The 24,094-nt window shown below is 70.9% G+C and carries 16 protein-coding genes; 5 read left to right on the forward strand and 11 right to left on the reverse strand.

The genetic code is table 11. The features are described from left to right. Nucleotides 1–389 precede the first annotated feature (389 nt). The 4 genes from atzF to ACWCWD_RS01765 are packed head-to-tail and all read right to left on the reverse strand — an operon-like array spanning nucleotide 390 to nucleotide 7,208. Nucleotides 390–2,135: an allophanate hydrolase gene (atzF, locus tag ACWCWD_RS01750; RefSeq protein ID WP_450769395.1), complete on the reverse strand. Its 1,746-nt coding sequence runs from the start codon at nucleotides 2,133–2,135 to the stop codon at nucleotides 390–392. Continuing rightward, nucleotides 2,132–5,719, reverse strand: coding sequence for an urea carboxylase (gene uca, locus ACWCWD_RS01755; protein WP_450769396.1), 3,588 nt, complete (start codon nucleotides 5,717–5,719; stop codon nucleotides 2,132–2,134). Before uca ends, atzF begins: the two co-directional genes overlap by 4 nt. After that, nucleotides 5,716–6,369, reverse strand: a complete 654-nt coding sequence (locus ACWCWD_RS01760; protein ID WP_450769398.1) for an urea amidolyase associated protein UAAP2 — start codon at nucleotides 6,367–6,369, stop codon at nucleotides 5,716–5,718. Before ACWCWD_RS01760 ends, uca begins: the two co-directional genes overlap by 4 nt. Further along, on the reverse strand, nucleotides 6,366–7,208 hold the full coding sequence (locus ACWCWD_RS01765) for an urea amidolyase associated protein UAAP1 (RefSeq protein ID WP_450769399.1): 843 nt from the start codon (nucleotides 7,206–7,208) through the stop codon (nucleotides 6,366–6,368). Before ACWCWD_RS01765 ends, ACWCWD_RS01760 begins: the two co-directional genes overlap by 4 nt. A 157-nt stretch (nucleotides 7,209–7,365) precedes the next feature. Between ACWCWD_RS01765 and ACWCWD_RS01770 the strand changes: the two genes are divergently transcribed. Continuing rightward, nucleotides 7,366–8,058 (forward strand): TetR/AcrR family transcriptional regulator, encoded by a 693-nt coding sequence (locus tag ACWCWD_RS01770; RefSeq protein WP_450769401.1) that lies wholly within the window; start codon nucleotides 7,366–7,368, stop codon nucleotides 8,056–8,058. A 55-nt stretch (nucleotides 8,059–8,113) separates the two neighbouring features. Here the strand turns inward: ACWCWD_RS01770 and ACWCWD_RS01775 are convergent, their stop codons facing one another. Further along, entirely contained in the window at nucleotides 8,114–9,682 is a 1,569-nt protein-coding gene (locus ACWCWD_RS01775; RefSeq protein ID WP_450769402.1) for an amino acid permease, read from the reverse strand. A 175-nt stretch (nucleotides 9,683–9,857) separates the two neighbouring features. Beyond that, nucleotides 9,858–10,460, reverse strand: coding sequence for a TetR/AcrR family transcriptional regulator (locus ACWCWD_RS01780; protein ID WP_450769404.1), 603 nt, complete (start codon nucleotides 10,458–10,460; stop codon nucleotides 9,858–9,860). 49 nt (nucleotides 10,461–10,509) lie between these two features. Here ACWCWD_RS01780 and ACWCWD_RS01785 point away from each other — a divergent pair, with 49 nt between their 5' ends. Then, on the forward strand, nucleotides 10,510–11,061 hold the full coding sequence (locus tag ACWCWD_RS01785) for a GNAT family N-acetyltransferase (protein WP_450769406.1): 552 nt from the start codon (nucleotides 10,510–10,512) through the stop codon (nucleotides 11,059–11,061). Between the two features lie 339 nt (nucleotides 11,062–11,400). Here ACWCWD_RS01785 and ACWCWD_RS01790 read toward each other — a convergent pair whose 3' ends face one another. Next, nucleotides 11,401–12,390 (reverse strand): LacI family DNA-binding transcriptional regulator, encoded by a 990-nt coding sequence (locus ACWCWD_RS01790; RefSeq protein ID WP_450769671.1) that lies wholly within the window; start codon nucleotides 12,388–12,390, stop codon nucleotides 11,401–11,403. Nucleotides 12,391–12,889: 499 nt separating this feature from the next. Here ACWCWD_RS01790 and ACWCWD_RS01795 point away from each other — a divergent pair, with 499 nt between their 5' ends. After that, nucleotides 12,890–15,130, forward strand: a complete 2,241-nt coding sequence (locus ACWCWD_RS01795) for an RICIN domain-containing protein (protein ID WP_450769407.1) — start codon at nucleotides 12,890–12,892, stop codon at nucleotides 15,128–15,130. A gap of 182 nt (nucleotides 15,131–15,312) precedes the next feature. Here ACWCWD_RS01795 and ACWCWD_RS01800 read toward each other — a convergent pair whose 3' ends face one another. Then, entirely contained in the window at nucleotides 15,313–16,668 is a 1,356-nt protein-coding gene (locus ACWCWD_RS01800) for a tetratricopeptide repeat protein (RefSeq protein ID WP_450769408.1), read from the reverse strand. 294 nt (nucleotides 16,669–16,962) lie between these two features. Beyond that, nucleotides 16,963–18,192 (reverse strand): carbohydrate-binding protein, encoded by a 1,230-nt coding sequence (locus ACWCWD_RS01805; RefSeq protein WP_450769410.1) that lies wholly within the window; start codon nucleotides 18,190–18,192, stop codon nucleotides 16,963–16,965. Nucleotides 18,193–19,518: 1,326 nt separating this feature from the next. On the opposite strand from ACWCWD_RS01805, the gene ACWCWD_RS01810 reads away from it, so the two are divergent. Further along, entirely contained in the window at nucleotides 19,519–20,754 is a 1,236-nt protein-coding gene (locus tag ACWCWD_RS01810; RefSeq protein ID WP_450769411.1) for a type III PLP-dependent enzyme, read from the forward strand. Beyond that, nucleotides 20,751–21,353 carry a GNAT family N-acetyltransferase gene (locus ACWCWD_RS01815; RefSeq protein ID WP_450769413.1) on the forward strand — a complete coding sequence of 201 codons (603 nt, stop codon included), beginning with the start codon at nucleotides 20,751–20,753 and terminating at the stop codon, nucleotides 21,351–21,353. Before ACWCWD_RS01810 ends, ACWCWD_RS01815 begins: the two co-directional genes overlap by 4 nt. A gap of 60 nt (nucleotides 21,354–21,413) precedes the next feature. Here the strand turns inward: ACWCWD_RS01815 and ACWCWD_RS01820 are convergent, their stop codons facing one another. Both ACWCWD_RS01820 and ACWCWD_RS01825 read right to left on the reverse strand, forming a co-directional pair. After that, nucleotides 21,414–22,754 (reverse strand): glutamine synthetase, encoded by a 1,341-nt coding sequence (locus ACWCWD_RS01820; protein WP_450769414.1) that lies wholly within the window; start codon nucleotides 22,752–22,754, stop codon nucleotides 21,414–21,416. Nucleotides 22,755–22,912: 158 nt separating this feature from the next. Then, nucleotides 22,913–23,947, reverse strand: a complete 1,035-nt coding sequence (locus ACWCWD_RS01825) for a 3-oxoacyl-ACP synthase III family protein (RefSeq protein ID WP_450769416.1) — start codon at nucleotides 23,945–23,947, stop codon at nucleotides 22,913–22,915. Nucleotides 23,948–24,094 lie beyond the last annotated feature (147 nt).

Raw genomic sequence — 24,094 nt, forward strand, 5'->3', positions numbered from 1 at the left:
GGGCGTCCACTGACCCTCTGCTGCCGTCCGCAAGCGTGACGGAACCGGCCTCCGGCCCGAATGCGGCGCCTCTGTGGTGCACCGGTCTCCCCGCGGCGACCGTGGGAGCAGGCCCCTGAACCACTTGGGCTCTCCCGCAGCAAGGAGTACCGATGTCGGAACGCGACACAGTCGTGCGCAGCGTCCACGATCTGGGGCTCGTCACGCGGCGGCTCCGGACCATGGGGTCGTCCGGAACCGCCGAACGCCGGAGGACGGCTGCCTTGCCGGCGCGAAGCGGCGCCCATGTGTCTGTCGCCGGCGGGACACACCCTGCCGGCGGGGGCTTCGCGTCGGAGCACTCCGGTCGTGGCGGTCCGCCGTGCCGGCGCGGGCCGACCCCCCGATGCTCAGGGCGACGTCGGGGGCGCCGAGGCGGTCGTGGTGGGCACCGGTGTCGACCGTCCGCACGCCGACGTCGTGTCCTCGGTGTGCCGCGGGACCGAGAGCGTCGGGAGGGCCGCGCGCCAGCCGCCGTGTGCGGTGATGTCGCGGGCGCCGTCGAGTGCTTCGGGCTCACAGAGGAAGCCCGTCACGCAGGTGCCGTCCGCAAGCTCCACCGTACCGAGGGCCATGGGGCGGGGGAGCGCCGCGAGGAGCGTGCCGAGCCCTGCGGCCGGGAGCCGCCACACCTCGGCCTCGATGGCGGCACCTTCCCCGCCGGCACGGACCAGACCGGGCTTGGGCGGCGACGTGTCGAGGGCGTACAGCCGGTAGTCGGGTGCCGTGGTGGTGGTGCGTACGAACCGGGCGCCGAGGGCCAGCAGCTCTCCGTTCAGAGGCTGTCCGGACAGGTGCGCGCCGACCACCGCGAGGTGCGGAGGAGGGGCGGCGAGCAGGCCGGCGATGCGGACGAGCCGCTCGTCGGTGAACGCGGGGCCGATCAGCATCACACCGAACGGGAGCCCGTTCACCTCGCCCGCCGGAACGGCGACCGCCGCGAGGTCGAAGAGGTTGGTCGAGTTCGTGAACCGGCCGAGCCGGGCGTTCGCGCCCACGGGGTCGGCCGCCACCTCCGAGAGGGTCGGGTGCCCGGGTGTCGTCGGCAGGAGAAGTGCGTCCGCGTCGCCGAGCGAGGCAAGCGCACCGCGGCGGAGGACGGACAGGCTGTCGAGATCGGTGCAGAGCCGGTGGGCCGGGATCTCTCCGGCGCGCGAAATGATCCCGGCCACGGTCGGATCGAGGTCCGGCGCACCCCAGTGGGCGTCGACGAAGCCGCCGACGGCTCTGTAGCGCTCGGCGACGAACGCTCCCTCGTACAGCATGGCGGCCGCTTCGGTGAACGGCGTCAGGTCGATCTCCAGGAGTTCGGCGCCCGCGTCGGCCATCCGGGTCGCGGCCGACGCGAACGCCTCGGCCCAGCCTTGGTCCAGCTCGCCGAGCTGCCCGGGACGCGGGACCGCGATCCGCCACGGGCCGGGGCGTCGCTGCTCCAGGGCGGGGAGCTCGCGTGCCTGCGGTGCGGCCATGAAGGACAGTGCCTGCTCGGCCTCCGGAAGAGTCCGGGCGAAGACGGTCACACAGTCGAGCGAGGCGCAGGCGGGAACGACGCCCGACGCCGGAACCAGGCCACGCGTCGGCTTGAGGCCGACGATGCCGTTGAACGCGGCCGGAACCCGGCCCGAGCCCGCCGTGTCCGTGCCGAGCGCGAAGTCCACGATGCCGAGGGCTACCGCTACCGCCGATCCGGACGAGGAACCGCCCGAGACGTAACTCGGGTCCACGGCGTTACGGACCGGCCCGTACGGGCTGCGCGTGCCGACCAGGCCGGTCGCGAACTGGTCGAGGTTCGTGGTGCCGAGGCACACGGCGCCCGCCGCCCGCAGTCGCGCCACCACGGGGGCGTCGGCCTTCGGCTCGTACGCGTACGAGGGGCAGCCGGCGGTGGTCGGCAGCCCGGCCACGTCGATGTTCCCCTTGACCGCGAACACCGTTCCGGCGAGCGGCAGCCGTTCACCGGCGGCGACCCGCTCGTCGACCCGGGCCGCCTCCGTCTCCACATCCTCGCGGGGCCGGAGACCGATCCACACCTCGGGCCGGTCCACCTCCTCGATCCTGGTGTACGCGGCGCGCACTCTCTCCACGGTGCTGGTCACGCGTACACCTCCGCGGTCTCGACGGGAGCGAGGACGAGGAGCGCGCTGCCCGCCTCCACCTGGCTGCCGGTCCTGATCAGGACCTCCGCGACGATTCCGTCGGCCGGGGCCTTCACGGGGGCCTCCATCTTCATCGCCTCCAGGGCGATCAACTGCTGGCCCGCCGAGACCCGGTCGCCGACCTCGACGTTCACCTGCCATACGCAGGCGGGGAATTCGGCCTCGACCAGGTGGCCGCCCATGGGCACCTCGATGTCGGTGGTCACCGGGGCGTTCTCGGTGGCGGCCTCGGCACGGGCGAACTCGCCGGCCGCCTCCCAGGCATCGCGCTCGGCACCGAACGCCGTGTTCTGCCGGTTGCGGAAGGCGGCGATCGACTCGGCGTTGTCGGCCAGGAACTGCTGGTACGCGGCGAGCGAGAAGGTGCCGTCCTCCGTCTTCGGCACGAAACGGCCGGAGATGATGTCGGCGCGGAGCTCGAGGAGTTCGTCGGCGCTCACCGGATACCACTTGACGCGGTCGAAGAAGCGCATCAGCCACGGTTTGTCCGGTTCGAATCCGCCGCGCTGTTGCCAGCCCGACCAGACCTGGGTGGTGCGGCCGACGAACTGGTAGCCGCCGGGGCCCTCCATGCCGTAGACGCACAGATACGCGCCTCCGATGCCGACCGAGTTCTCCGCCGTCCAGGTCCGGGCCGGGTTGTACTTGGTGGTGATCAGCCGGTGCCGCGGGTCCAGCGGCGTGGCGACGGGCGCACCGAGGTAGACGTCGCCGAGCCCGAGGACGAGGTACTCGGCGTCGAAGACCGTGCGGTACACGTCGGCCTGTGTGTCCAGGCCGTTGACGCGGCGTATGAACTCGATGTTCGACGGGCACCACGGGGCGTCGTCGCGTACGCCCGCGACGTAGCGGTCGATGGCCTCGCGGGTCGCCGGGTCGTCCCAGGAGAGCGGCAGGTGCACCGTCCGGCTGGGGACCACCAGCTCGTCGGTGGCGGGCAGGTCCTCCTCCACGCGCATCACGGTGCTGAGGAGTTCCCGCTGCGGCAGCACGTCGGGGTCGGTCTGGATCTGGAGCGAGCGGATGCCCGGCGTGAGGTCGACGACGCCGGGGAGGGCGCGTGCGGCCAGCGCCTCCGCCAGCGCGTGCACCCGCATGCGGAGGGCCAGGTCCAGCTGCATGGGCCCGTACTCGACCAGGAGGTTGTCGTCACCGCTGCGTCGGTAGGTGACCGACGGACGGACCGTCGTCTCCTCCAGACGGGCGAGGATGCCGCCGTCGACGACGGCGTCCCGGTCGGCGTGGGGTTCGGCCGCGGGTGCCTTCCGCAGGCGCGTGGCAGCCTCCGCGGTCACCGGCACGAACCGGACCGTGTCGCCGGGGCGGAGCTGGCCCAGCTTCCACCGCTGACCGCTGACGACGGTGGCCGGACAGACGAAACCGCCGAGAGACGGACCGTCCGGGCCGAGGAGGACGGGCATGTCCCCCGTGTAGTCGACGGCGCCGACGGAGTAGGGCGTGTCGTGGATGTTCGACGGATGCAGTCCCGCTTCGCCGCCGTCCGTCCGGGCCCAGCGCGGCTTGGGGCCGATCAGGCGGACTCCGGTGCGGGCGGAGTTGAAGTGCACTTTCCAGTCCGCGGTGTAGAAGTCGCGGATGTCGTCCTCGGTGAAGAATTCGGGTGCGGCGTGCGGCCCTTCGACCGCGCCGACCCGCCACTGTCCGCTGAAGACCGGGCGCGCGTCGAGTGGGACGGAGAAGGTCTCCGGACGGGCCTCGCCCCCGTGCAGGACGTCACCCGCGCGCAGGGCACGTCCGCCGTGTCCGCCGAACCTGCCGAGGGTGAAGGTGGCCGCACTGCCCAGGAACTCGGGGACGTCCAGGCCCCCGGCGAACAGCACGTACGTGCGGAGGCCCTGCTCGGCGGGGGCCCCGACGGCGAGCACCTGCCCCGCCCCCACGGTGACGGGCTCCCACTGCGGCACCGGGGTGCCGTCGACCGTCACCCGGGCCGGGGCACCGGTGACACAGAGCGTCGTCGGGTGGGTGAACCTCAGCGAGGGGCCCTGGAGGGTGCATTCGAGCCCCGGTGCACCCTCGTCGTTGCCGAGTGCGGTGTTGCCGAGCCGGAAGGACAGGTCGTCCATCGGCCCGCCCGGCGGAATACCGACCTGCCAGTAACCGGTGCGTCCCGGCCAGTCCTGCACGGTCGTCAGGGTGCCCGGCGTGACGACCTCGATGCGCGGGGTCGGGTCGGTGACGTCCGCGAGCGAGGCCGTGGAGTGGGTGGCTCCGCGCACGTCGGCGTGCCGGAGCGCCGCGCGGACCAGGCCGAGGTTGGTCTCGATGCCGTCGACGCGGGTCGCGTCGAGCGCGGCGTCGAGCCGGTCGAGCGCCTCGGCGCGGTCGGCGCCGTGCGCGATGATCTTGGCAAGCATCGGGTCGTACGCGGTGGTGACCTCCGTGCCCGTTTCGACCCATCCATCGACGCGGACGCCCTCGGGGAAGGCGACGCGGGTCAGCAGGCCGGCGCTCGGGCGATGGTCGCGGGACGGGTCCTCGGCGTAGAGACGGGCCTCGACGGCGTGTCCGGCGGGGGTGGGGGGCTCGGTGACGACGGCGGTTTCCCCCTGCGCGAGGCGCAGCATCCACTCGACGAGGTCGACGCCGTAGATCGCCTCGGTGACCGGGTGCTCGACCTGGAGCCGGGTGTTGACCTCCAGGAAGTAGGCCTCCTCGCGGACGGCGTCGTACACGAATTCGACGGTTCCGGCGGACCGGTAGTCCACGGACGCGCACAGCTCCCTGGCGGAGCGGGCGAGGTCTCGGCGTACGTGGTCGGGAAGCCGGGGAGCCGGTGCCTCCTCCACCACCTTCTGGTTGCGCCGCTGGAGGGAGCAGTCGCGGTCGCCGAAGGTGACGACCTTGCCGAGACCGTCGCCGAAGACCTGTACCTCGACGTGACGCGCGCGTTCGACCAGCCGCTCCAGAAAGACCCCGGCCGAGGAGAAGGAGGCCGCGGCCACGCGCTGCACGCGCTCCCACGCGTCCGCGAGGTCCGCCGTGCCGTGACAGGCCTGCATGCCGATGCCGCCACCGCCGCCGGTGGCCTTGAGCATCACCGGGTATCCGATCTCCTCGGCCGCCGCGAGGGCCGCCGTGACGTCCGGGAGGAGACCGGTGCCGGGAGCGAGGGGCACGCCCGCCGCCCGTGCGGCGGCGCGGGCGGTGTGCTTGGCGCCGAACAGCTTGAGTTGTTCGGGCGTGGGACCGACGAAGGCGATGCCCGCGTCGGCGCAGCGGCGTGCGAACCCCTCGTCCTCGGACAGGAACCCGTAGCCGGGGTGGACGGCACCGGCGCCGGTGTCCTGTGCGGCCTTGAGGACCAGGTCTACGTCCAGGTACGACTCCTTGGCGGGGGCCGGGCCCAGCCGCACCGCGTCGTCGGCCAGGCGTACGTGTGCGGCGCCGCGGTCGGGGTCGGAGTAGACGGCGACGGTACGCAGGCCGAGCTTGCGGGCGGTGCGGATGATGCGGGCGGCGATCTCGCCGCGGTTGGCCACCAGCAGGGTGTCGAACGTCATCGGGTGCGGTCCTCGTCGTTCCGGGCGGGCTCGGTGATCGTCAGGCGCAGGGGTGTGGGATCGAACCCGTTGCAGGGGTTGTTGATCTGCGGGCAGTTGGACAGCAGGGCGAGGACGTCGGTCTCGGCGCGGAGTACGACCTTCAGACCCGGCGCCGAGAGGCCGTCGACGATGCCGAGCGTGCCGTCCTCCTCGACCGGCACGTTCATGAACCAGTTGATGTTGGAGACGAGGTCCGGCTTGCCGAGACCGTGCCGGACGCCCTCGGCGAGGAAGTTCTCCACGCAGGCGTGCTGGGACCAGGTGTGGTGGCCGTAGCGGAGGGTGTTGGACTCCTTGGAGCAGGCGCCGCCGAGGGTGTCGTGCCGTCCGCAAGTGTCCTCGACGACCGTCATCAGCGGGGTGTGTTCGTTGGACATCAGCACGGAGCCCGTGGTCAGGAAGACGTTGCCCTGCGCCTGGACGGTGTCGGGGACGCTGTATCGGACGGAAGTGTCGTGGGCGTCGTAGAGGAGGAAGTCCGCGGCCTGGTTGCCGTACAGATCGGTGACGGTCAGCCATTGGCCCCTGCGGACGATCGCCGACCATGCGGCGCGGGCGGGCACGGTGTCGTCGCGGACGACGCGGGCGGCGGGAGCGACGGTGGTCATGCGGTCCTCCGGGCGGTGAGGTGGTCGGCGGTGTTCAGGTACGCGCGGCGGCCTTCGGGGGTGGCGTTCCACAACGGGTCGTCGGGCGCCGTGGCACGGGACCGGTACGCGAGAACCCCGAGATTTCCGCAGGTGTACACAGGACGCGGGTCCAGCGGGTGGGGGACGTTGGCGAGGAGGACGACGACGTCCTGCTCGGCGCGGAGGGTGACGCGCGTGGCGGGACCGGCCGAGCCGGTGAACTCGGTCGCGCCGTCCTCCGCGATCCGGACGCCCTGGAAGAAGGAGACGGAAGGGGGAAGGTCGCGGGGGGTCAGGCCGTTCTTGAGGGCGGCGAGCTTGAACAGCTCGCGGCCCGCCGGAGAGGCGGACTGGCAGGTGCCGTCCCCGTAGCGCGCGGTGTTCCGCGCGAGGGTGGAGGTCCCGGTCAGCGCGTCGTGACGGCCGGACGTGTCCTCGACGACGGAGGCGAGCACCCGGCCCTGGTCGGAGAGGAGCAGCCGGCCCTCGCCCAGGTACGCGTTCCAGAGCACCTTGACCGTGTCGGCCGTGTTCAGCCGCTCCCAGGGGCGGTCGGCGCTGTGGAGGAGGAGGTGGGCGCAGGCGTCGCCGGTCATGTCGGTCAGTCGCAGTTCGGTGCCCCGGGCGAGGACCTTGTGGGTGTAGTTGCCGCCCGCCACGGTCTCGGCCCATACGACGTCCTCGGAGGCCACGCCCCGGGGCGGCTCGGGCCAACTGCTCGCGGGCAGGACGGGCATGGCGTCGGTCTCCCTGCCTGCCTGGGCACGGGCGTGGTCACGTGCGCCGTGCGCCGATGCTGTCGCTGACGGTGTCGTCATGGGTCGACCTCCGGTCGGGGGCTAATTTCTGTCGCTTGATAGAAATTAGGCAGCGGGCGCTTCGAGGCCGTTGCGCGTGCGTTTCTGGCCGGTTTCCGCGAACTCACCGGGGGGATCGGCCCCGAGTCGGCCACCGGCTCTGTGCGAGGATCGTGGAGTGAGCACGCCCACCAGCAGAAGAGTCGGCCGCCCGCGGATCCAGGAGCGTCCTTCCAGCGGTCTCGAGCCGCGCGACGAAGTCCTCGCCGCGGCAGCCGACCTGTTCACCACCCGCGGTTACACCGCGACATCCACCCGGACGATCGCCGAACGGGCCGGCCTGCGCCAGGCATCCCTCTACCACTACTTCGACGGCAAGGAAGCGATCCTCGCGGAGCTGCTCGAAGGGACCGTCCGTCCCTCCCTCGAAGTGGCGCGCGGCCTCGTGTCCCGCACGGAGGCTGCCCCCGAGGCGCGGTTGTGGGCCCTGTGCCACTCCGACGCGGCGCTGCTGTGCGGCGGCCCCCACAACCTCGGTGCGCTGTACCTGCTGCCGGAGGCGCAGACGGGCCGCTTCGCCGACTTCCACCGGGTCCGGGCCGAACTCAAGTCCTGCTACGACGAATTGCTGGCCGCTACCGAAGCCGGTGCATCCCTCGGCCCGACGGCCCTGGCCCTGCACACGGACCTCGTCTTCGGCCTCACCGAAAGCGTGATCCTCATCCGGCGCGCTGAATCCGACCCCGACCGCGACCCGCTGGCCCTGGCGGTGGCGACGGCGGACGCCGCACTGCGGGTGGCCGGCGTACCGCAGAGTTCCCTGGCACGGCTGCGCCGCGAGGGGCAACGGCTCCTCGCGGCGCGGGACTGAGGGTTCGGGCGGGGGGACCGCCCGCCCCTGCCTCGTCGTTCGACCGCCCGATCCCTCAGGACCGAGTGGCTCGAACGGCTCCGGTCCCGCCCCGCGTTCTGCGTTCCGCCCCGGTCCGACGGCGGCTACGGTAACCAGCGCCGGCCGCGACGGTCACGCCGAGAACCAGGACGGTGAACCACCGGAAGTACCAGTGGCCGCCGGCGGGGTCGTACACCGCGGTGCGCGGCCAGGCGAGGTTGACCGTCATGAGGAGCCCGTAACCGAACGCGACGGCGTTGACGGGAAGTCCCCAGCGGCCGAGGGAGAACAGGGGCCGGCCGAGCTCGTCGCTCCGGCCGTCGTCCGCGGGCGGCCACTCGCCCCTCAGCCGCCTGAACAGCATCGGCCCGGTGACCATCGCGTACGCCAGATACACCATCGCGATGCAGCTCGTGCCGATGGCCAGAAACGCCTGCGGCGACGCGAGGTTGAGCAGCAGCAACACCCCTGCTCCGACACCGACCACCGTCGCGGCCGTCCCGGGCATCCCGGTCCTGCGCGGCACCCGCGCCAGCCGTGCCGAGTACGGGAGGACGCCGTCGCGGGCCATGGAATAGAGCATGCGTGTCGCCGACGTCTGGATGGCCAGGGTCGCCGCGCAGATGGCCACGGCCACGTCGCAGAGCAGCACCCTGCCGAAGCCGTCGCCGAGCGTGCTGGTGAGCACGTACCCCAGGCCCCCGGTCGCGAGGCGTCCGTCGGTGAGGGAGGGTGCGGCGAGCAGCCCGCCCAGCAGCAGGAGCCCGCCGCAGACTCCGGAGGTGGTGAGGGCGGTGAGCGTCGTACGGGGCGCGGTGCGCCGCGGGTTGACGGTCTCCTCGCTCATCTCGCTCGCGCTCTCGAACCCGATGAGGACGTACGCGGCGGTGAACGAGCCGACGAGCAGCGCCGTGATCAGGCCGCCTTCGCCTCCGGTGTGCAGAGTGACCGCCGGACCGCGTTCCGCGTGAGTGGCGAGGAGGGTGACGATCAGGGCGATGCCGGCGATCTCGGCGGTGACGCCGATCGAGTTGACGGCGGAGAGCGCCCGGTTGTCGGTGACGTTGAGGAGGGTGGTGAACACGAGCAGGACGAGCCCGAGGAGGGCGGCGTTCGTGGCACCACTGGTCGTCGTGGGTGACGGATCGCCCCCGACCAGCTGGAAGCCGGGCCAGACGGCGGGCAGGACCACTTGCAGTGCGAGAGCGGCGGCCGCCACGACCACGACCCGCCCGACCACCATGATCCAGCCCGCGTACCAGCCGAAGGACGGGGTGCCGAGCCTGCTGGCCCACTGGTAGACGGCTCCCGAAATGGGCATCCGGGCGGCGAGTTCGGCGAAGCAGGCGGCGACGAGGAACTGGCCGATCAGGACGGCGGGCCAGGTCCAGAAGAAGAGCGGACCGCCGAAGGAGTAGCCCAGCGGGAAGAACTGGAAGACCGTGGTCAGTACGGAGATGAAGGAGAACCCGGCGGCGAAGGACGCGTACCTCCCCATGCGGCGCCGCAGTTCCTGCGGGTAGCCGAACGAGGTGAGGGAGCCGTCCGGCGGGTCCACGGCCGTCGCACCGGACGGGGGAGCGGGATCGGTGGTCACGGTCATGGCGGGTCCCCTGTCGCGGAGGCAAGTCCTGCGAATTTCTGTCGAGTGATAGAAATTAGGGACGGCTGGTTTCCGCCGCGTATCACTGTCGTGTCCCGACCGTTAGTGACTCCTCTCCCGACAAGGGCCGTACGCCTTCACGCCGGGCAGGTGCCCGGTTCGCGGCGTCGCCGCTTCATCGCGTGGAGTTGGCGCGCGCCGTCAGATCGGCCAGGTGGCCGTCCAGGAGGGCGATCTGACGCTCTGGCGGGAACGCCGCCGGAGCGAACAGCGCCTGGACCACCAGGCCGAGTACGAAGGACTGGGCTGCGGCGGCGATGCGGGCGGGGTCGTCGCGGGGCAGCTCGCCGAGCTCTTGGGCCGCGGCCACCTGGTCGCTCAACCTGTCCCGGCTCCGGGCGTACTTGCGGGCGTACGCGGTGCTCAGGTCGGAGTCGGAAAGCGCGGCATCCCAGGATGAGACCCAGATCCGGTTGCTCTCGGTGGACGCCGGGGTCAGCGGCAGGATGTCGAGGAGTGCGGCCCTGAAAGCGGCCAGACCCTCACTCGCCTCACGGCGGGGGCGGGAGGCGGTGCGCTGCTCGAGCAGCTCCAGGGCGTACTCGACCAAAGCCTGCTTGGTCGGGAAGTAGTGCGTGAGCAGGCCGGTGGTGGCGCCGAGTTCGGTGGCGACGGCGCGCAGGGTCAGGCCGGCGAAGCCGCGCGTGGCCATGACCTTCCAGACTGCCGCGGAGACGTCGCGTCGACGGGCCTCGTGATCTCCCTTGGTGCGTGGCATGACGACACGGTACATTGCCATAACGCTTGTTATGTAAATGGAGGTGCCCATGTTCACGCTGCTGCTGCGCGAAGGCGTTCGCCTCGGGGAGCTGGAGGTCTGGCACGCGGAGGAGTTCGCCGCCCATCTGGACCGGGCCCGCGAGCACATCCGGCCGTGGGTCGGGCCCGCGTTCCTCACCGGCGACGTGGACGGGGCGCGGGCAACGCTTCAGCGGTATGCCCGGCGCAAGGCCGACGACGGGGCCCGCCTGTACGGCATCTGGCGGAGTGAAGTCCTGGTCGGCGGCGTGATGTTCACGGATTTCGACGCCTCCTTCGGCTCGTGCGAGATCGGATGCTGGCTGGAGCCTTCCGCCGAGGGCCACGGGCTGATCACTCAGGCGTGCGGCACCCTGCTGGACTGGGCGTTCTCGACCCGGGGGCTGCACCGGGCCGAGTGGCACTGCCGGGCCGACAACGACCGCAGCTCGGCGGTGGCCAAGCGGCTCGGTATGTCCCTGGAGGGTGTACGCCGCGAGGCGTGGCCGTACGAGGGCGTGCGCCACGACAAACAGCTCTGGGCCGTCCTTGCTCCGGAATGGCAGGAACTGGAGCGGTGAGTGGCGACGACCGCGCACAAAAAGTGCGCGGTCGTCCTGCGAGGGCCGGGTGCGCGCCGCACCGGTGCGAGGAGGCCGCTTGCCGACCATCGGTGTCATCCTCGACATCCACGCCCGCATCGGCATTCCCGCGCCGACCGGCTCGACGGCCGGATCCCGCTTCCGCCGGCTCGACGTCGCGCTGCGCCCGCTCGCCTCCTCGCGACCCCGAACTCCGGAATCGGCGAGGAACACCTCGTCGGACCCGAAGCGGCCACCCATGTGTCTCCCGTTACATCCCCACGTCGGCCTCACCCCGGACCCGGGGGCGAGGCCGGGAGCACCTGCCGGCTGGCGGTGTCACGTCCCGGCGTACGGGGCCGTGCTGGCGCGGACGACGAGTTCTGGTTCGACCGATGCGGGGACGAGTGTGCCCGCCGGGTCGGTGATGTGCCGCAGCAGGTGGGCCACGGCGAGTTCGCCGGTCCGGGCGAACGGCTGGGCGACCGTGGTCAGCGGAGGGGTGCAGTACGCGGCCAGGTCGATGTCGTCGACACTGACCAGGGAGACGTCCTCCGGTACGCGCCGCCCGAGCTCGGTCAGCGCCCGGATCACGCCGAAGGCCATCTCGTCGCTGGCGACGAAGACCGCGCTCGCTTCCGGGATCCGGCCGAGCAGAAGCCCGTTGCGGTAACCGGAGGCCGGTGACCAGTCCCCTTCCAGCTGTGGCGGTACCGGTCGGCCGGCCTCTTCGAGTGTGGCGCGCCAACCGTCCCGCCTGCGGGCGGCCTCCAGCCAGTGTTCAGGCCCGGCGATGTGCCAGACGGTCTTGTGCCCGAGGTTCAGCAGGTGCTCGGTCGCCTTGCGCGCCGCGAGCGTTTGGTCGATCGCGACGACTTCGGCGGTGTCGGTGCTGGGCCCGTCGACCGCGATCGTCGGAGTGGTCCGGATGAACTGCTCGATGCGCGCACTGGTGTGGATCAGCGGCACGGCGAGGATGACGCCTTCGACGTCCTGGTCGGCCAGCCGCGAGAGGGCGACCTCGATGCTGGAGGTGTCCAGGGAGGAGGTGTCCGCCGTGCTGACCTCGTACCCGGCGGCCCGCGCGGCGTTCTCGATGCCGGCGGTGAGCGCCGCCCGCGAGTAGAACGTGGTCTGCAGGGTCACCACGCCGAGGGTGCGGCTGCGCCCCGAGGAGAGCATGCGGGCCGCGTTGTTGCGCCGGTAGCCGAGTTTCTCCACAGCGGCCAGCACCCGCTCCCGCGTGTGCGGCTGCACGTTGGGGTGTCCTGAGAGAGCCCGTGACACCGTCTGCGCGGACACCCCGGCGACACGCGCCACGTCCACCATGCCCGGTGGGCGATCGGCACTTCTGCCGTGCGGCTTCGCCATGGCTTCCCTTCCCTCGCTGGCCGACGAGGCAATGATATCGATCCCAGAATGTCTGCACCGAAAAAACCAAGTCCCTTGTGTAAAGGGGGTGATGGCCTGTTGGCATCGTTAACATTCTCTGCCATAGTTCCGGCCATCGAGACGCACCGGGTCCCCGCGGACCAGGGCGTCTCACCTCGCGCGGTCCCGCCGGAGCGTCGTACTCCGGGGCTGCCGCAGCACTTTGGAGGAGCCATGAGGAGTTCCGACATACCTCTGCCGAACGCTTTCTTCGTCCTCCAGCGTCTCCGGCGTGCGGGCATGACCGCCGGAGCCGTTCTCAGAGCAGCTCGCTCTGTGCGACCGGCCGGACCCCGGTGAACCGCAGGTCTACATCGAGACCTTCGGCAGGCCCGCAGAACCCGACAACCTTCGAATCCCCACACACCGTCACACCCCGACACCGAAGGAGCACACCGTGGCGACCCCTCGCAGGAGTCCCGGACATACCGCACGTCGCACCAGGGCCGTCGGAGCACTCGCCGCGGCGGCGCTCGCCGTGGTCGGCACCGTGCTGAACGTGAACGTCCCGGCCGCCTCCGCCGCCGACCCCACCTACACGGTGACGGTCGGCGCCAAGGGCGGCTGGACCCACCCGGACGACACCCCCGCTTACCCGTACATCGACAAGGACGGGACGTTCTACTACCAGCAGGCCCACTCGCTGTACGGTCCGAGCGACAGCCGGACGTGGACCTTCTACACCGGCGCAGACCTCGACACCGCCACCCGCTCCGCCGCGATCAGCGACTCCGGAACCAACGCTGACACCACCACACTGTGCAACAACAGCCCCACCGGTACCGCGGCGACCTTCCCGCCCAGCGGCTCCGGCTACTCGCAGCGCAATTTCTGCGATCTGGCCGGGGTATGGGTCGACCCCGACAGCGGGGACTGGTACGGCCTGGTGCACAACGAGTTCACCCCGCAACCCTTCGGCGACAGCAGCCACTTCGACGCCATCGACTACGCCGTCTCCACCGACCAGGGACGGCACTGGACCATCAAGGGCCATGCCCTCACGTCCCCGTACAGCACCGCGCGCGGCGACACCACTGCCTTCCCGCAGCAGACGTACTCCTACGGCGACGGCGACCAGCGCCTCTACGTGGACGCCGCCTCGGGCTACTTCTACGTCTTCTACGGCTCCCGCCTCATCGACAAGAACGGCGGCTGGAAGGCGTTCTACTCTCACGTGGCCCGCGCCCCGCTGTCCGGCAAAATGGCCTCCGGCACCTGGCAGAAGTGGTACGGCGGCTCCTGGTCCCAGCCGGGCGTCGGCGGCCGGGAGAGCAACACGGTCCCGGTGACCGCCACCGACACCACCGGTTACACACCCACCGCGAAGGAGTACGACCCGGCCAACACCGGCAGCGTGGACCAGCAGATCGCCGCAGGCAAGACCCCGCCCACGTCGCCCCTGTTCGTCATGGACATCACCTACAACGCCTACCTGGGGCTCTACATCGGCGAACCCCAGGCGGCCGACCAGTCCGGCAACGCGCCGCAACAGCTGTACGCCACCGACAACCTGGCCACCCAGAAATGGCGCCTGATCGGCGACACCGGTGGGTATCACACCGCCTCCTGGTACCGGTGGTTCCTCGACGGCATCAGCAAGACAGGTTCGGCGATAGTCGGCAAGGACTTCCGGTCCTACTGCTCCTTCGGCTGCTCGGGCGGCGCCTCCGGCGAGTACGTCAACCTGACGGTCAACTCCTCCGACCCGGCCCCCGCGACCTTCGATCCGGCCAGGACCTATCGCATCGCGGGCGGCGGAGGCCGAATCCTGGCACAGGTCTCCTCCACTTCCTCCGCCACCACCTCGACGGCCACCTCCACCGGGACAGGGCTGGACGCCTGGACCTTCACCGGCACCGGCGACGGTTCCTACCGCATCGCCAACGCCGCCACCGGACAGCTCCTCGGCGTACCCACCACCGCGGCGACGGGCCGCGCCTGGGGCAGCGCGCCCACCGTCACCCCGCCCGGCAGCGGCGGTCCCACCGTCGGCCAGCAGTGGTTCGTCGTGCCGAACACCTCCTCGGTCAACGGCGCCGCCACGGGCACGTACCGACTGGTGAACCGCTACAGCGGCCTGGTCGTCGGCCTCTCCGGCGTCAACGGCAGGCTCGCCGAGACCACCCCCGTGCGCGCCTGGTCCGACACCGCCGGCAGCACGGTCGGCGGCGGACGCGGCGCCGCGGAGCAGACGCTGACCGTCACGGCGGTCGGCACCTCCACCGCCGGGCTGAACGGCGACCACACCCTCACCACCGGTGGACAGGCACTGGACAACCCCGGCCACAGCACCACCGCCGGCACCCAGCTCATCACCTACACCGCCAACGGCGGCGCCAACCAGACCTGGACTTTCAGCCGGCAGAACGACGGATCCTACGAACTGCGCAACGCCGAATCCGGACTGTGCGCCGACGTCTCCGACGGTTCCACCGCCGCCGGCGCCAAGATCATCCAGTGGACCTGCACCAGCGGCGCCAACCAGCACTGGACGTTCACCCGCCTTTCCGACGGCACCTACAGTGTCACCTCCGTCAAGAGCAATCTGGTCCTGACCTCGGCGTCCACGAGCCAGGGCGCCCTGCTCACCCAGCAGACCGACACCGGTTCCGCCCTCCAGCGGTGGACGGTCGGCTGAGCCCAGCCCAGGCCCACCGGGACCTTGCCCACGAGCCGCTGGAGACGTACCGGGGGTGACGGGCACCGCCCTCCCTCTCGATGTCCGGGCCGCCGGTGCGGTACTCCCGCTGTTCGGCCGGCACCTCGCCCGGCCCCCGGCATCGACTGACGGGCCGTCATTGCCACCATTCGGTCAGGGCTTCAGGACGGCGGCTCGTCGGACCACAGGTGTGTCGTCGGCACGAGCGGTGGTGGGGGGCTTCTGTGCAGGAGGATGGCCAGGGCTTCTTCGACGCGGCCTAGGTCGACGAGGTAACCGGCGAGGTCGTGGCTGTCCCTGCGGTCGTGCTGCTGGAGGACGTCAACGGCTTCCTCGGTGCGCCCGGATTCGGCGAGGAGGCGCGCAATGTGCCACGCCGCGTACCAGGTGTTGCCTTCGGGGTGGGCCCGGGCCCGTTCAACCGCCTCGTCGACCCCACCGCAGGCGGCGATCAGCGGCAACCGCATCCGGTACAACTCCCATTCGACCTCGCCCCCGCGCTGGGCGTCGAGGGCGTCGAGGTGGGCCAGGCCGTCGGCGGGGCGGCCCTGGTCGAGGCACAGCTCGGACAAAGCGTGGAGAATCCAGTCGTCGCCGTGGTGGGCGTCGGCCTGGGCGCGCATCACAGCGATCGACTCTCCTCCCCGTCCGTGTCGGGCCAAGAGCCGCGCGAGCTCGTAGGCCGAGTTCGGGTCCCGGGCCGTGGGGCCGTCGGCCTGCCCGTATACGGCGATCGCGCCCTCCAGGTCGCCCCTCTTCTCCAGCAGCTCCGCCAGCCGCTGGACGGCTTCCTCGTGTCCGTCCAGGGCGGCGTAGGCGCGCAGTTCCTCGATCCGGTCGTGCCGGGCCAACAGGTCGGCGAGTTGGTCCCGGCTGTTGACCGAGGTGATCTGTCGGCGGCGGAGCAGGGCGATGGCCTCATCGATGTGGTCCTGGCGCTCGCGGATCGTCGCGAGCAGGCCGAGCGCCGTGTCGGGATCGAGGCCACGGCAGCACCATGGGCCGTCGCAGCAGTGGTCGGCCCGGATCCGGCCGGCGAGCAGCGCGGCCGCCTCCTCGTCGCGGCCGGCAATGGAGGCGACGTCGACCAGGGCAGTGGCGAGCACCCAGTCGTCGACGTGGGGCACGAGCAGGTTGAACGCTTCCTCGGCGCGGCCGTGCCGGGCGAGCAGCCGTGTGTAGGCATCCAAAGCCATCGGGTGCCCGGCCTCCATGCGGGTCCGGGTGATGTCGATCGCCTCGTCGGTGCGGCCCCAGCCCTCCAGCAGCTCGGCTGCGGCAACAACAGCCGTCCACCAGCCTGTTGCCACGTACGGGGCGAGCGCGTCCAACGCGTCGGCCTCCCGGCCCTGCTCACCCAGCACCCGGGCCCATGCCAGCGCGCAGAACCACTCCCCGCGTCCGGCGTGCAGCTCCACCACGTCGGCATGGCCTCGTTCGAGCAGCCGCGAGACCAGCTCCGGCGTGATGCAGCCGGACCGCGTCCGGGCCCGATGGTCAAGATCAGTAGCGTCCACGGCCAAGCACCATAGCGCTCACCCCTGACACCGGGCCGACACCACCAACAGCTTCGGATACAGCACAGTTGGAATGACGCTCCCCGCCACCCGGTGCGTACGCGCCGCGACGCGCCACCGAAACTCGCGGGCGTCTGCCCCCGAACGCGGTCATGGAGTACGAGACGGCCTCCTGAACACGCCGAACGCAGTACGACGAGGCCGCACATGGGGTACGCCGCAGGACCGTCCCGGGAAGGGCGGCCCCGCGGCGTGCCGGCGGTACTCGGCCGGTACCTCCTTCACGGCCTGGTGTCAGCAGGCGCCGAGGTCCTGCCAGACACCCCATTCACCCGTGGTGCCGGGCGTCTCGTTCTGCGTCCACCACTTGGCCTTCCAGGTGTGGCTTCCGTACGAGACCGTGTTGCCCGCGGTGTAGACGGCGCTGCTGCTCCACGCCGCCGCGGCGCAGTTGCCGCCCGACGGCGGAGTGGTGGTCGGAGGCGCGGTCGTCGGAGTGGTCGTCGGCGGGGTGACTCCGGCGAACTTCACCGAGTACTTGGCGAAGTCCCAGGCCGACTGGGCCACGCTGCTGCATGTGCCGGACGTCGTACCGTTGTTGTCGGCCGGGGTGCACTGGCGGTCGCGGTTGAGGGACCAGAATGTGAAGCGGTCCATGTGGTGGCTGGTGGCGTAGTCCAGAACGGTCTGGAAATCGGCCTGAGTGAAGTACTCGCCGGTGTCGCTGCGTCCGTTCATCCCGGAGAATCCCTGGTGTGCGTACGCGGTTGCCGCGTCCCAGCCGAATGTGGACTGCAGGATGGAGTTGAAGTTCGTCAGGGCGCTCGTCTGCGCGGCCGCACCGTTGAATCCGCCGTCGAAGGGCATGATCGAGAAGTTGTTCGGCGTGAAGCCCTGCGTCTTGGCCTCGTTGAGCATCTGCTTGCCGAACCAGCCGGTGCCGTCGGCGGTTCCCGCGGTGGTGACCGAGACGTAGAGTCCTGGGTTGTTCTGCTGGAGGATCTTGGCCGCGCCGATCTCATGGGCGATGGCGGTCGCGTTCTCGTACTCCGGCTCCTCCAGGTCGAAGTCGATCGCCTTCAGCTGGTACTTGGTGATGACCTGCTGATAGGCGGCCGCGGTGGAAGCCGCGTCGGAACAGGCCTGGCCGAGCTTGGTTCCCCCGTAACCGCCGATGGAGACGGACACGTCGCCGCCCTTGGCGCGGATCGCGCTGACGACCGAACCCACTGCGGTGTCCGACGAGACCGGTGACGTCCCGTCCCACGTCGGGCTGCAACCGCCCCCGTTGGGGGCGAGGACGAACGCCAGCTGGAACGCCTTGAGTCCGGTGGCGTCCATGATGGCGCCCGCGTCCGGGGGGTTGTTGTCGTGCGGCATCAGATACGGCGCGGCGGCGTACCAGCGGTTACTGAGTGTGGTGGCGGACGCACCCGAAGCCTGCTGTGTGGTGAACGCCGCGAGTCCGGCGGTGGCAAGTGTCGCGGTGGCGACACCGCAGAGCAGAGCGCGAAGGCGCTTCATGGGGGACTCCTGTCGGGAGAGGTGTCGCCAGAATCGATTGATGACGCATGCACGTCAATGATTTGGCCTAGACCATTGCCCTCTCTTGAAGATTGCGTACCCGGGACGGGCGTGGGTGGCGGCCGGTCTCGGCTCGGCGGGCCGACAGTGCCGGAGCCCGGAGCCCGGAGCCCGGAGTCCCCGCCCGACTCCGGCCGCGCCTCGGCCGGGATTCGACGCCTGCGCACGGGCGGGTGCTCGGTGCTCCGGTCGCGGCGCGCGCGAACCGGAGGCCCCGGCGGGACCGCGCGTCACCGATGCCGCCATTCGGGACGCAGGTGAAGGTGGAGTGTGAGATTTTTTTGGGCCCCTGATCCGTATCGGTTGCATCACCGCGTCGACGGTCGCGCCATTGGCAGTTCTCTGCTACTTCCTTTTCGGTGTGTTCGAAGCGCAGCCGGGAGGGAGTGCGCAGGGCGAGGACCGGTGGGCAGGCGCACTCCAGGTTGCCCTTCCCGAGGCGGCCATCGAGTTGGGTATCACTGTGGTCGTACTGCTCTGGGCCAAGGCCATGAGCACTGATCCGGCCTCACGGTCCGCCCGTGCCGCAGCAGTTGCGGTGGCTGCTTCGTGCGCCAGTGTTCCGACCTCGTTCTTCGTGGGCCTGGTGGCGTGGCCCGTGGTCCTTCTGAGCTGTGTGGTGCCCGCCAGTCTTGCGGCCCCCGCCCTCATGCGGTCCGCAGCCGCGGTCACAGCACCCGGCCGAGCTTGACTCTGTCGGGGATCATCGAGCGGTGAGGTCAAGTGCCCAGGTTCCGAAAGGATTTCGTTCGGGGTGGCTCCCGCTGGTCGGGGTAGTTCCGGAAGGCGGCCGGTCGGCGGGCTGCAGGTGCGGTCTGGCCGGTGGCAGTCGGCTGAGGCGCTCGATGTGATGCCCGGCCGACTGTTCATGGCAGGCGGCCGCTGGTTCAACGAGTGGGTCCGTCCGTGGCGCGCGGAAGGTGACGCAGGGTTGTTCGACCGCCCGGGCCGACCGCGCCGGACCGCACCCGCCACGCGGCCGGTCAGCCGCTCCCGGTGTCCTCCAGGAACAGGACGCCAGGCTCAGGACCGAGCCGTCACGCGTGCGTGGAGTCCGGCCGGAAGGAAATCCGTTCGCGCGTCATAACCCACCACCGGACTGCCTCGTTCCCTCTCATGGTGCCGGATGTTCAGGGCACCGATCATCCAGTCGGAACAGGGAGTTCACGCGTGAGGCCTCAGGCCACCGACATGTGTCAGATCACCGAACAGCGTCGGCCCGCCGACCGTGGCAGAACCGGTCAACGCGCTCCGACGGCGCCGGTCGTGGCACCGGTCGCGGTGACATCGGCGCAGTCGTCCCTCGTCGGCCGGCACGACGGTTCCGCCCTGCGCGCCGCGCTCGCCGCCGCGACCGAGGACACCATCATCTACGACCTGGAGGGAATCGGCCGTCAGTACGCCGCCCTGTGCGCCGAACTTCCCGGTGCCGCCGTCCGGTTCGCCATGAAGGCGTGCCCGGTGGACGAGGTGCTCGGTCATCTCGCCCGGCTCGGCTCCGGGTTCGACGCGGCCGGCCCGCAGGAGGTCGCCCAGGCGTTGCGTACCGGGGTGGACCCCGGGCTGATCCACTACGGCAACACCGTCAAGTCCGACCGCAACATCGCCGATGCCTACCGGCTGGGCGTGCGCGACTTCGCGACCGACAGCCTGGAGGACGTCGCCGCGATCGCCGAACACGCCCCGGGATCATCGGTGTTCTGCCGGATCGCAACCACCGGCGACGGAGCGCTGTGGGGCTTGAGTCACAAGTTCGGCTGCTCGCCCGAGGATGCCCTGCGGGTGCTCGTCGCCGCCCGGGACGCCGGACTGGTGCCGTCCGGCCTGTCGGTGCACGTCGGCTCCCAGCAGATGACGGCCGAAGCCTGGAGCGAGGCGATCGAGACACTGGCCGGATCGGTGGAGACGCTCAACCGGCACGGCATCGTTCTGGACCGGATCAATCTCGGCGGCGGACTGCCCGCTCTCGGCGTCCTCGACCGGCGCGGCCGACCGCTGGAGCCGCCCCTGGACAAGATGTTCGCGGTGATGCGCGACGGCATGGAACGGCTGCGCGCCGTCAACGCCGCCCCGCTGTCCTTCCTGCTGGAGCCCGGCCGCCACCTGGTCGCCGACCACGGCGCGATCCGCGCCCACGTCGCCCGGCTCACCTCCCGCCGGAGGGACGACGGTTCGGTCGAGAACTGGCTCTATCTCAGTTGTGGGAAGTTCAACGGCCTGTACGAAATGGATCAGTTGCGGTACCGGCTGGAGTTCCCCACCAGTTCCCGTGGGCAGTTCGTCGACGCGGTGGTGGCCGGTCCGACGTGCGACAGCGACGACGCGTACGCCCAGGAGGGCGGCTTGGTACGGGTCCCGCGCACCATCGCCTCCGGTGACCCGGTCTGGGTCCACTCCTGCGGTGCGTACGCCGTCGCCTACGCCACCCAGGGGTTCAACGGCTTCGCACCGCTGCCGTACACCTGCGTCGCCGGCTCGGCCCTGGACGGGGAGAGCGTGTGACCGGCACCAGGATCAGGCTTCTCCTGGAGGACGACTGGGACGCGGTGGTCGCGCTGGAGGAACGTGCCTACACGGCGAGCGGCCTGGTCGAGGGGCGGGAAACGCTCCGTTCCCAGCACCGTGGGTCGCCGTCGACCTGCTTCGTCCTGGAGTACGAGGGCGAGTTCGGCGGCTACCTGCTCGCGCTGCCGTACCCGCTTCACCGGTGTCCCGACCTGAGCCTGGCCGAGGTGCGCGCCGTTCAGGTGAACGGTCGGGAGAAGGGCGGGGAGAAGGGCCGGGAGAGCGGTCGGGAGAGCAACCTGCACCTCCATGACGTGGTGATCGCCGAGCGGGCGCGTGGCCGGGGCCTGGCCCGCCGGATGGCGCGGCATCTGGAGGAGACCGGGCGTGCGGGCCACTACCGGACGCTCTCCCTGGTCGCCGTGCAGGGCTCGCGGGCGCTGTGGGCCGAGCTGGGATACGGCGCCCGGCCCGGGACCTTACTGCCCGCGAGCTACGGCGCCGAGGCGGTGTACATGACGAAGCCGGTGGAGGCCACGGTCACCGGTCCGACTCCCACGTCGCCTTCCCCGGAAAGGCGCGAAGAAGCGGGCTGACGCGGTGCGGATGTCCGCCGCCCCCCGGTCGCTCCGGGGACGGCGGACATGGGCGTCGGGTCAGTACCGCCAGCGAACTGCTTCGATGACGTCCGCGTCCGAGTGCCCCGCGAACAACTCCGCCTCGGCGCGTCGGACGGCCAGTACGGCCTGGTACAGCTCGGGGCCGAGTGCCTGCCGAAGGAGGGCGGACTTCTCGAACGCGTCGGTGGCTTCCGGCAGACTCGCCGGAAGGCGCTCGACGTCGCCGAGAGCGGCGGGGTCGCCCAGAGTCTCGGGAGGCAGCGGCATACCGGCATCGAGTCCGGCGAGTCCGGCGGCCAGCACCCCGCCGACCGCCAGGTACGGATTGGCGGCGGCGTCGAAGCACTTGACCTCGGCGTTGGCCTGTCCCGCGGCGGTGCCGGTGATCAGGCGCAGGGCAGCCTCGCGGTTCTCCAGACCCCAGCAGCGGTAGGCACCGGCGAAGTGGGAGGGGACCAGGCGCAGATAGGAGGCGACGGCCGGCGCGCCGAGAGCGAGCAGGGCCGGCAGCTCGGCGAGTACCCCCGCGAAGAAGTGCTCGGCCTCGGGGTGCAGACCGTGACGGCCGTGGCCGGCGTGGACGAGGTTCTGTCCCTGCCGCCAGAGACTGAGATGGAGGTGGCCGCCGTTGCCGATCGCGCCCTCGGTGAAGACGGGGGCGTACGAGACCCGTAGCCCGTGACGGGCGGAGACGGCCCGGACGGTGTGGCGTACCAGCATCGTGGTGTCGGCCGCCTCGACCGGGCCCTCGGCGGCGACCGAGACCTCGAACTGCCCGGCGGCGTACTCGGGGTGGAGCTGCAGCACGGTCAGACCCTGCGCGGTGAGGGCGCGCAGCACCTCGCGCAGGTAGTCGGAGAACTCGATGAAGCGGGTCATGCCGTAACCGGGCGCGGACGTCGCGGGATCTCCGGCGGCGTCGGCCACCACCCACTCGATCTCGATCCCGGCGCGCACCGAGAACCCCCGCCGCTCGACGGCCTCGGTGGCCCGGCGGGCGAAGCCCCGCTGGCAGCCCGGGTGCGGGGTGCCGTCCTGGGAGTAGAGGTCGGCCGGCGCCCAGGCCCAGCCGGGCTGGGCGGCGAGCGGGGTCAGCCGGTCGAGGTCGGGGACGAGCCGCAGGTCGCCCGTCGGGCCGGTACTCGAAGCCGTGGTGGTGAAGGAGTCGTCCACCAGGGAGACGTCGAAGCAGGGGACGGCGCCGACACCGTGCTCGGCGGCGTGCCGGAGTCGGGCGAGCGGGACGGACTTCACCCGGGTGAGCCCGGCGTTGTCGACCCAGCCGAACACCACCCCGTCGATTCCGTCGGCGGCGAGCTGGACTTCGGCCGCACGGGCCCGAGCGGCCCGCTCGGCCTGTGAGTGTGTGGTGGTCATGTCGTCCATGGTGGCGTTCGCGGCAGCGGGATCGCCGTCGGACGGAGGGGAGTTCACCCGTCCGTGAACGACCGGAGCCGCGACATGACACCCGCCCCTGGCTGCCAGGGTTCCACCAACCCATGGCAGCCACAGAGGCGTTGTGGACATGGACCCGGTCAAGCGTGCCGGAGGCAGAGGGATCCCCACTGGAAGCCCGCGCCGATGCCGGACAGCACGTAGGTGTCTCCCGGGAGCAAGGAGCCTTCGGCGACGGCCGTGTGGAGTGCGGTGAACACACCGGCCGACCCGGTGTTGCCCAGTCGGTCGATGGTGACGGGGGCGCGCTCGCGCGGGACTCCAAGGGCGGCCGTGGTCTCGTTGAGGATGTTCAGGTTGGCCTGGTGCAGGAAGAAGTGCCGCACCTCGTCGATCGGCACGCCCGCGCGTCGAACGGCGCCGGCGATGCTCTCGGGCAGGCGGGTGGTCGCCGCGTTCCAGACGGCGCGGCCGTCCATGGACAGATAGTGGTCCCCGGCGGCGACGGTGGCGGCGCTGGCGGGCATCCGGGAGCCTCCTGCGGGGATCTGGACGTCGTAGGACAGCTGGGAGCCCAGGCTGTAGGAGAGGAGGCCCGAACCCGGACTGTCGGTGCGGGTGAGGACGACGGCCGCCGCGGCGTCTCCGAAGAAGACACCGGTGGTGCGGTCGGTGGGATCGGTGACCCTGGAGGCACAGTCGGCCGCGAGCAGCAGGACGGTGGTGATGGAGGGGTTCTGCAGGAGGTGGGCGGCGATCAGCATGGCCTGGATGCCGGAGGCGCAGGCGGCCGTCGTGACGTCCAGGGAGAGAGCGCGGTGGGCGCCGAGGGCTTCCTTCACGATGAGTGCGGTCGACAGGAGCGGCTGGTCCCAGGTGTAGGTGGCGACGATGACCGCGTCCAGCCGGCCGGGCTCGACGCCGGCGGCTTCCAGGGCCGGATGGGCGGCGGCGACACACATGTCGGAGGTGGCCAGGTGCGGTGCCAGACGGCGGCGTTCGCGGATGCCGGTACGGCTCGTGATCCATGCGTCGCTGGTGTCCAGCGTCCGGACGAGCTCGTGGTTGGTGACGACGGTCGGCGGCAGGTGGATTCCCGTCCCGGCGATGGTGAACGGTACGGACAGGCCGGCGCCGGTCTGGTGGACCGTGGTCTGCTCCAGGGCGACGGTCATGTCACGGCGCTCCGCCCGGGGGTCACCGATACTCCTCGAAGAATTGTCATATTCCGCATCTCTCCATTGGTGGGTGGTCTTTGACCCGGTGTCGGCGGGGCGCCGAATTGAAATCCGCCGCATCATCTCACGGGAATCATGTCTTAA

This window comes from Streptomyces sp. NPDC001493, assembly GCF_053597235.1.